This window comes from Paracoccus chinensis (genome assembly GCF_900102885.1).
Classification (GTDB): Bacteria; Pseudomonadota; Alphaproteobacteria; order Rhodobacterales; family Rhodobacteraceae; genus Paracoccus; species Paracoccus chinensis.
Genome location: NZ_FNGE01000036.1, coordinates 1 through 8,174 on the forward strand (window position 1 = coordinate 1; position 8,174 = coordinate 8,174).

8 protein-coding genes are annotated in these 8,174 nt (G+C 64.4%); 5 read left to right on the forward strand and 3 right to left on the reverse strand.

Translation table 11 applies throughout. The features are described from left to right. Positions 1–133 precede the first annotated feature (133 nt). Positions 134–742, forward strand: coding sequence for a GNAT family N-acetyltransferase (locus BLQ03_RS16940; protein ID WP_090757482.1), 609 nt, complete (start codon positions 134–136; stop codon positions 740–742). 271 nt (positions 743–1,013) lie between these two features. On the opposite strand, the gene BLQ03_RS16945 is transcribed toward BLQ03_RS16940, so the two are convergent. The 3 genes from BLQ03_RS16945 to BLQ03_RS16955 form a co-directional block, all read right to left on the reverse strand. Next, the gene (locus tag BLQ03_RS16945; RefSeq protein ID WP_090757483.1) at positions 1,014–1,724 is read right to left on the reverse strand and encodes a haloacid dehalogenase type II; all 711 of its coding nucleotides are present in this window, start codon (positions 1,722–1,724) and stop codon (positions 1,014–1,016) included. Between the two features lie 633 nt (positions 1,725–2,357). Continuing rightward, complete coding sequence (locus tag BLQ03_RS18470) at positions 2,358–2,564, reverse strand: hypothetical protein (RefSeq protein WP_090757484.1); 207 nt, start codon at positions 2,562–2,564, stop codon at positions 2,358–2,360. Between the two features lie 256 nt (positions 2,565–2,820). Continuing rightward, complete coding sequence (locus BLQ03_RS16955) at positions 2,821–4,683, reverse strand: PBP1A family penicillin-binding protein (protein ID WP_175558937.1); 1,863 nt, start codon at positions 4,681–4,683, stop codon at positions 2,821–2,823. A 714-nt stretch (positions 4,684–5,397) separates the two neighbouring features. Here BLQ03_RS16955 and BLQ03_RS16960 point away from each other — a divergent pair. From BLQ03_RS16960 to arsH, 4 genes are read left to right on the forward strand one after another with little or no spacing between them, the layout of a single operon-like run. Continuing rightward, the gene (locus BLQ03_RS16960) at positions 5,398–5,820 is read left to right on the forward strand and encodes an ArsR/SmtB family transcription factor (protein ID WP_342672032.1); all 423 of its coding nucleotides are present in this window, start codon (positions 5,398–5,400) and stop codon (positions 5,818–5,820) included. A gap of 16 nt (positions 5,821–5,836) precedes the next feature. Then, positions 5,837–6,913 carry an ACR3 family arsenite efflux transporter gene (gene arsB, locus BLQ03_RS16965; RefSeq protein ID WP_090757486.1) on the forward strand — a complete coding sequence of 359 codons (1,077 nt, stop codon included), beginning with the start codon at positions 5,837–5,839 and terminating at the stop codon, positions 6,911–6,913. Continuing rightward, positions 6,910–7,326 carry an arsenate reductase (glutaredoxin) gene (arsC, locus tag BLQ03_RS16970; protein ID WP_090757487.1) on the forward strand — a complete coding sequence of 139 codons (417 nt, stop codon included), beginning with the start codon at positions 6,910–6,912 and terminating at the stop codon, positions 7,324–7,326. Before arsB ends, arsC begins: the two co-directional genes overlap by 4 nt. Further along, on the forward strand, positions 7,319–8,035 hold the full coding sequence (arsH, locus tag BLQ03_RS16975) for an arsenical resistance protein ArsH (RefSeq protein ID WP_090757488.1): 717 nt from the start codon (positions 7,319–7,321) through the stop codon (positions 8,033–8,035). Before arsC ends, arsH begins: the two co-directional genes overlap by 8 nt. Positions 8,036–8,174 lie beyond the last annotated feature (139 nt).

The following is an 8,174-nucleotide window of genomic DNA, read 5'->3' on the forward strand; positions in this document are numbered from 1 at the left end:
CTCATCGGTCAGCCAAAAAAGGTTGCTCATCGATCAGTCTCCTCACGGAGACTGAATCACGCAGCAGCAGGCAAATCAATGGGTCCTGACCCTAACTTGACTACGGGGAGGGTGGCTAGACGAAGGTTGCATCATGCCCGGCTGGACCCGCGCCTCTTTTCGCCGTCTCTTTCCGTGGGAGGCGGATGTCTACGCCGCGCATCTCAAGTCACTCACGCCCGAGGGACGCCGGCGGCGCTTCTGGGGAGGGGTGAGCGACGGCGCTTTGGAGGCACACGCGGCGCGCGCCATCCAGACCTGCCATGTCGAGGGCTGCTTTCTGGACGGGCATCTGATTGGCGCGTTTGAGCTGTTCATCGACGAGCTTGGTCCTGATCATGCTGAAGTCAGCCTGTCGGTCGACCCCGCCCATCATCGCAACGGTCTGGGCAGCGAGCTGATTGCCCGCGCGCGAGTGCGCGCCTGCCTGCTGGGTGCAACCGAAATCGCATTGCAGATCCAGCCCGACAACAAGGCCATGATTGCGCTCGCCCGACAAGCCGGCGCTCCGATCAGCCGCACCGATGAAGGGCTGGGTGCTGCTCTGGCCGTGCCACGGCTTGACCTGCGTCGCCTGCCCCTGGTCCTGACCCAGGATTGGACCAGCCTGCTGCAAGCCTTGACCTGGTCGGTGCTTCGCACGCGCAGCCGGCTGTTTCGCGCCGTGCGGATATCCTTGCTGGCAACAAGGCCGGCAGGCTGAGAAAAGCAGGCTCAAAGAGCAATCAGACAGGGTCCTGATGCTCTCAAGAAGCGCGGCAACCCTGGCCTTGCGCCTCGACCCGCGCCCCCGGGGTGTAACGAAACTGCATGGGTCGCGCATTCAGCCGAGCAGCGGTTTGGGTGTCTTCACGATGGGGCGGTTGATCAGGATGGGATGAGTTGATGCGCATGAGGCACAGCGTCTCGGGCCGATCTGGATCCAGAGTCGACGCAGACCCTGAGAGATCCGAAAGCGTCCAAACCGGAAGAGCCTATCGACTCCGACCGTTGCCGTCGCCCATCCCGGCAACCAGAATGGGCAGCGCGTGCAGATCTGACAACTCGTGGGCAGGTCGACCCTGCAAGCGGTCCATAGGGGCACCCTCGCGGTTCACCCAGATCGCGTGGAAGCCGAAGGCTGCCGCGGAGCAGGCGTCCCAGCCGTTCGACGACACGAAACCTATCTCGGGGGGCGCCACGCCGAAGCACGCACCCACCATTGCGTAAACTGCGGGATCGGGCTTGAAGACCTCCACCTCCTCGATCGACAGGACCGCATCCACGAAGGGCGTAATTCCTGCGGAGACCACTGCCGCCTGCAGCATTGGGGGCGAGTCGTTCGACAGGATCGCCAGTGTGAACCCCAGTTCCTTCATCTGGCGCAGCATCTCGGGGACTTCGGGAAAGACCGGGAGTTCGTAGTAAAGGTCCAGCAATCGCTGTCGAAGCTGCGGATCGGCAAGCCCTTCGGCCTCCAGCGTCCAGTCGAGCGCAACCTGCGTGACTTGCCAGAAATCGGCATGCGCCCCCGCCACGGCCCGGATCCAGCTGTATTCCAACTGCTTGCGCCGCCACTGGGCGGCAAGCGCAACCCAACGGTCCGCCCAGGCTTCGGCGCCAGGTTCGGCTGCCGCTTGGCGGGCGGCCCCGCCCACGTCGAACAGGGTACCATAAGCATCGAAGACGAAGAGCCGTACCGCCATTCAGGAGTTCTCCCGATGATCGTGGCACCGCGCAGCGGGCGGACACCGCAGACCTTGCCTCGAAGGTACAGACCGGCTGCTCATCGAGCAATCTCGGGCGGCCATGCGAGTGCTGGCGCGGGCCGAAGAGATTGTCCGAAGATTACGACTGACGTCCAGAATACGTGCCCGCAAGGGTTCGGCCTCAAAGCACTGTGACGTATGTGGCCAATCGGGAACTGCTGTCCCAAGGTCGTGTTTTTCTCGGACTCTCTCGGAGACTACTCCATGCGCCTGGCCATACTCTGTGGGACTGCCACGTTCGCCTTTGCAGCCTTGGCCGAGGCCCAGGACGCACGATCCTGGCAATCGCCCGATTGCGCCACCCTGGAAGCGGGAAGCCTCGAGGCGGCATTGATGGAGTGCAGCTCGACAGGAGCGCCATTGCGGGGCGAAGTTGCAGAAGGGAAGTTTTCACCGCTTCCGGCTTCCGCTGGCACCCTGACAACGGTCGACGCCGGGCCGGAAACCGGAACAAGGATGACCCCTGGGCAGCCACAGGAACCTGTTCTCAGCCATATCGCGCAGGCGCAGGCGGCTAGGTTGCCCGAGGGGAGCAACCCTTCGGCCCTACCACCCCCCGTGAATACGCGCTCAGCTGACCTTGGTGGCATGATCGCGGAACTCGAGCCCGAGAGTCACGAGCTGTTGCAATCCATCGCGCGTGCGGCGGGTCTTTCTCAGGCGCTGGATCGAAACCTCATGGCTCGACAGGAGGAGAGGCACCAGCGCGAAGGTCGCGAGAAGGATCGTGACCGGAAAGAGGGCAAGAGAGCCGGGCTGAAGGTCCCAAAGGGGCACCGTCCGCCCCCGGGTTCCTGCCGGATCTGGTATCCGAACCGCCCACCGGGCCACCAGCCGCCTCCCACGTCGTGCAATGTCAAGGTGCCCAGGGGTGTGATGCTGGTGCGCTGAGAACAATACCGGCGTGTTCGTGTGAACGCAGTCGTGACGGTCGAGGGGAGCCACCGCCAAGGACCTGTTGCTTACTTCCCAGTGACCAGCAGTCCTGGTTGATCAGGCCGACTGCGGTCAAGCATGATCAGGGCTCCTGCGATCAGCGCGTGCACAGCCGGCGCGGACCGGAATAGGGCTGAAAGGTACAGTCTGAGGCACGAAACGATCGATAGGCCGCCGAACAGGCGCGGATATCGCACTGCGGACGCTCGGCCGTGTCTGGCACTGTGCGCGGCACCTGGGCAGCCTGCGGGGCAGGTGCACCTTCCAAGGCCGCGATAACGGTGCTCCGGAAGATCTCGGCCGGAAGACTGCCTCCGGTAACCCGGTCCATGGGCGAGTTGTCGTCATTTCCGATCCAGACGCCGACCACGAGCCCGTGCCCGCGAACAAGGCCGATGAACCAGGCATCGCGGCTGTCCTGGCTCGTTCCGGTCTTGCCCAGGATGTCGAGCCCATCAATGGCGGCGGCACGTCCCGTGCCCTCTTCGACGGCCGCGCGCAACAGTCCCAGCATGGGTCCCTGCGTCCGGCTGAGGCTCGTCTGCTCGCGCTCGTTGATCGCGGTGATGCTCAGGGCATCGCTGCCCTCGCTCAGCCGCAGCATCTCGATACCGGTGGCCCGGACCGGGACACGGCCCCGGAGCAACCCGGCGAAGGCTTCCGTCATGTCGAGCAGGGTCACCTCCGATGCGCCCAGTGCCAAAGAGGGTGTTGGCAGGAGTTCAGCCTCGATCCCGAACAGCCGCGCCACTTCGGCCACTTTCCCGATGCCCACCTCCTGAGCCAGCCGGACGGTGGCGAGATTGTAGGAATGGGCGAAAGCCTGGCGCAGGGTGACGGTGCCATGGCTTCTCCGGTCGAAATTCTCGGGCTTCCAGTCGCCGATCGCGATCGGATTATCCGAGATCCGGGTGTCCGGTTGAGCCCCCATCGCCAGCGCCGCCATGTAGACGAAGAGCTTGAAGGTGGAGCCCGGCTGGCGCCTTGCGTCCGTTGCACGGTTGAACTGGCTGGCCTTGTAGTCGAGCCCCCCGACCATCGCCCGCACCCGCCCGTCCGGGGTCATGATCACAAGAGCCGCCTGTGTGGCCCCCGCCGCGGCCCCTCGCTCGGCCATGACTTCACGGACGATCCGCTCCGCGCTAGCCTGGAGCTTCGGATTGAGACTGGCCGTGGCTGACAGGCCCCCGCCGGATTGTCCCTTCAGTGTCTCCAGTTCCTTGAGGACCCAGTCGGCGAAGTAGCTGCCGGCACGGCTTGGCAGCGGCTTGGGTTCAAGGGCCGCCAAGCCCTTTACAGCCTGGTCGCGGGTGGCCTCGTCGATCCGGCCTTGCTCGGCCATGAGCCTCAGGACCCGTGCCGCCCGGTCGCGCGCCGCATCCAGATCCGAAAAAGGGTTCACCTGCGAGGGCAGCTGGATCGATGCGGCGAGCAGGGCTGCCTCGGGCAGCCCCAGCTCGCCGATCTCCTTGTCGAAATAGGTATGCGCCGCTGCGGGCATCCCATGCGCGCCGGAGCCAAGATAGACCGCGTTGAGGTAAAGCTCGAGGATGCGCTCCTTGCCCAGCTGCCGTTCAAGCATTCCGGCCAGCACAGCCTCGTGGAACTTGCGTGTGAAGGTGCGCTCCGGCTCCAGATAAAGGATCTTCACCAACTGCTGCGAGATAGTGCTTCCACCCTGCACGATGCCGCCTGCCTGGGTATTGCGCAGCAGTGCGCGTGCGATTGACCGCAGATCGACGCCGGTGTGCTCGCGGAAGCGCCGGTCCTCGATGGCGAGCACGGCCTCACCCAAGTGCAGGGGCATCTCGTCCAGGGCGACATAGGGCGCGCGGTAGGCGCCTTGCGAGGTCAGCGTCTCTCCGTTCGCCAGCTGAACGGCGATCGTCGGCTCGGGCAAGGGCGGCAGGATATCGGCCAGGGGCAGATCCCGCATGGTCATCCACATCGCAAATGCCATCGCTCCTCCTCCGACTAGGAGCAGACCGAGCGACCAGAGGGTGAGCCGCCAGCCGCGACGGACCAGCCGCAGCCCGCGCTTGCCCAATCTTCGCATAGGTTTCCGTGGGGCTTGCAGGAAGGGCTGAAAGACTGCCAGTCTCCTGCTGGCCCTGATCCCCGATGCAGATGCAGACAACCCGCGATCCGCCAATGTGCGCACGCGGCCCGCAATACGTGATCTCGTGCCTGCGAGCCGCGCCTTTGCCTGATGGGACACCCAGGTCCAGGCCCGGGCAGTGGTCTTCTCACCTTCGCGCCGAAGAGCCTGCCAGAGAGCCCGCACTGCCTCGCTAACGGTGCTTTCCAACCGTTCAGCGTCCGGCGAGGGCTGTGCCACGGCTTCGCTGTGGATTGCTCCGAGAGCGTCTGGCATGTCGGGAGGGTTCTCGCCCCCGGACGCGGCGATCGGTGAGACCGCAGGCTTCGGGGCGCCGGAAGCTGCCTTCTCAGGATGGGGAGATTGTTCGGACAGCTTGCAGGCCTTCAGATATATATATATCGAGGGTTGAGGAGGAACCTTGGCCGCAGGGGGCAAGCTCCTGAAATTTTTCATGACGTTGCGTCAGGGTTTTGCCGCAGGCAAGAAGGCATGTCTCGAGGACAGCCCTGTTCGGCGGAAGCTCGTCAACTTGCCTCGGCAGCTGATGGTAAGCGCCGCGACCATGCTCATCGGGTGAGTGAGACTGAACTGGACAGAGGCTCCCGTCGTGGAAATGCACTCACGAGCCTTGTTCACAACCAATTGTTCGGTTATTCTAGATTTATGGAACCATCTGACGCCATTGCTGCCTTGTCCGCTCTGGCCCAGCCGACCCGGCTGGAGTGCTTCCGACTTCTTGTGCGTCACGAACCCGAGGGCCTGCCCGCTGGAGAGCTGGCCCGCTCCCTGAATGTGCCGGCCAATACCCTGTCAGCCCATCTCACCATCCTTTCCCACGCCGGCCTGGTTACAGGGGCACGGGACGGCCGCTCGATCATCTACCGCGCCAACCTGGAGCGTCTGCGGGCGCTCACCCTCTTCCTGCTCAAAGATTGCTGCGGCGGTCGCGCCGAGCTCTGCGTGCCGCTCGTGGCCGAGTTGGCGCCCTGCTGCTGATTTCCCGGAGATCTTCATGACGGACCACATAGCCGACGCCCCCGCCCCCGCAGGGGGGCTCGGCGTCTTCGAGCGTTGGCTCTCGCTCTGGGTGGCAGCCGCCATCGTGGCCGGGATCGTGCTGGGCAACCTGGCGCCTGGCCTGTTTGGTGGCCTCGCCCGGATGGAGGTCGCCTCCGTCAACCTGCCTGTCGCCGTGCTCATCTGGGCCATGGTCTATCCGATGATGGTGGGCGTGGATTTCGGGTCGATCCGCCGGGTGGGCGAGCAACCGCGGGGCCTCCTCATCACCCTGGTGGTGAACTGGCTCATCAAGCCCTTCACCATGGCCGCTCTGGGGGTCCTGTTCTTCGAGCACCTCTTCGCCGGTCTCATCGCGCCCGAGGACGCGCAGGCCTATCTCGCCGGCGTGATCCTGCTCGGTGCCGCGCCCTGCACGGCCATGGTCTTCGTCTGGTCAAATCTCACCCGCGGCGATCCAACCTACACACTCGTGCAGGTGAGCGTGAACGATCTGATCATGGTCGTGGCCTTCGCCCCCATCGTGGCGCTGCTGCTGGGGGTCACCGATATCGTGGTTCCGTGGGACACCCTGCTGCTGTCCGTGCTGCTCTACATCGTCGTGCCCCTCGCGGCTGGCATCCTCACCCGCAACCGCCTTGTGGCGCAGGGCGGGGCGACGGGGGTGGAAGCCTTCCGGGACCGCATCAGGCCCCTCACCATGGCGGCGCTCCTGATCACCGTGGTGCTGCTCTTCGGCTTTCAAGGCGAGAGGATCCTGGAGAACCCGCTGGTGATCCTCCTCATCGCCGTGCCTCTCCTGATTCAGAGCTACGGCATCTTCGCGATCGCTTATGGCGCGGCGCGGGCACTTCGGGTGCCGTTCGACATTGCCGCACCCTGCGCGATGATCGGCACCTCTAACTTCTTCGAGCTGGCGGTCGCGGTGGCAATCAGCCTCTTCGGCCTGAACTCGGGGGCCGCTCTCGCCACTGTCGTGGGCGTCCTCGTAGAGGTGCCAGTGATGCTTTCGCTCGTGGCCTTCGCCAACCGCACCCGCCAGTGGTTTCCCGAAAGGACGCACCGGACATGACCATCACCATCTGGCACAACCCCGCCTGCGGGACTTCACGCAACACACTGGCCATGATCCGAGCCAGCGGCGAAGAGCCGGTGATCATCGAGTATCTGAAGGAGCCTCCGAGCCGAGACCGCCTGAAGGCGCTGATCGCGGTCATGGGCATCACGCCACGGGACCTGCTGCGCATGAAGGGCACGCCTTACGCCGACCTGGGCCTGAGCGAGCCCTCGCTGAACGATGACCAACTCCTCGCCGCCATGCTGGTGCATCCCATCCTCATCAACCGTCCCATCGTGGAAACTCCGAAAGGAACACGGCTCTGCCGCCCGTCCGAGGTGGTCCTCGATCTCCTCGACCGTCCGGTGGCGCAGTTCACCAAGGAGGACGGCGAGACGGTTCACCGGGAGGGCGATCCCCATGCTTGAGAAAACCAAGCTTCCCAACCTTGCTCTTGAAGCCTTCGAGCGCCCGGACTCTGCCCGTTTGACGGCATCAACGCCCACGCATCCGCCCCGCATCCTGCTGCTCTACGGATCGCTGCGTGAACGCTCCTACTCGCGCCTTCTGACCTTCGAGGCGCAACGCCTTCTCGATGCCATGGGCGCCGAGACGCGGGTCTATCATGCCGATGGCCTGCCTCTGCCCGACGATGCCGAAGCCAGCCATCCCAAGGTGGTGGAGCTGCGCGAGGCCATGCTGTGGTCAGAAGGCCAGGTCTGGACCAGCCCCGAACGGCACGGCGCCATGAGCGCGGTGCTAAAGGCGCAGATTGACTGGATTCCGCTTCCGGGAGGCGCGATCCGGCCCACTCAGGGCCGCACGCTGGCGCTCATGCAGGTGTCAGGAGGTTCGCAGTCCTTCAATGCCGTGAACCAGATGCGCGTGCTCGGACGCTGGATGCGGATGATCACTATCCCCAACCAGTCCTCTGTCGCGAAGGCATGGCAGGAGTTCGACGAGGCGGACCGCATGAAGCCATCCGCCTTCTATGACCGCGTGGTGGACGTCATGGAGGAACTGATGAAGTTCACCCTCCTCGCGCGGGGCACCTCGGACTACCTCACCAGCCGCTACAGCGAACGGAAGGAAGAGGCGGCCAAGCTGGGCGCACGGGCAGGGTTGAAGAGCATCTGAGCTGCCTGAGGGTGATGGTGTGCCTAATCGCCATGATTGGCCAAGTGGCCTGCTGCCGGTTTCGTGGACGTCAGGTTAAGTTTGCATAGCACGGGCCTCGAACGCCACCGGGCTTAGATAGCCCAGCTTCGAATGGCGT

What these genes read in the sequence shown, in the direction of transcription:
- BLQ03_RS16940 (WP_090757482.1), top strand. Translation starts at nt 134, where the DNA reads ATGCCCGGCTGGACCCGCGCCTCTTTTCGCCGTCTCTTTCCGTGGGAG.
- BLQ03_RS16945 (WP_090757483.1), bottom strand. Translation starts at nt 1,724, where the DNA reads ATGGCGGTACGGCTCTTCGTCTTCGATGCTTATGGTACCCTGTTCGAC.
- BLQ03_RS16955 (WP_175558937.1), bottom strand. Translation starts at nt 4,683, where the DNA reads ATGGCATTTGCGATGTGGATGACCATGCGGGATCTGCCCCTGGCCGAT.
- arsB (WP_090757486.1), top strand. Translation starts at nt 5,837, where the DNA reads ATGACGGACCACATAGCCGACGCCCCCGCCCCCGCAGGGGGGCTCGGC.
- arsC (WP_090757487.1), top strand. Translation starts at nt 6,910, where the DNA reads ATGACCATCACCATCTGGCACAACCCCGCCTGCGGGACTTCACGCAAC.
- arsH (WP_090757488.1), top strand. Translation starts at nt 7,319, where the DNA reads ATGCTTGAGAAAACCAAGCTTCCCAACCTTGCTCTTGAAGCCTTCGAG.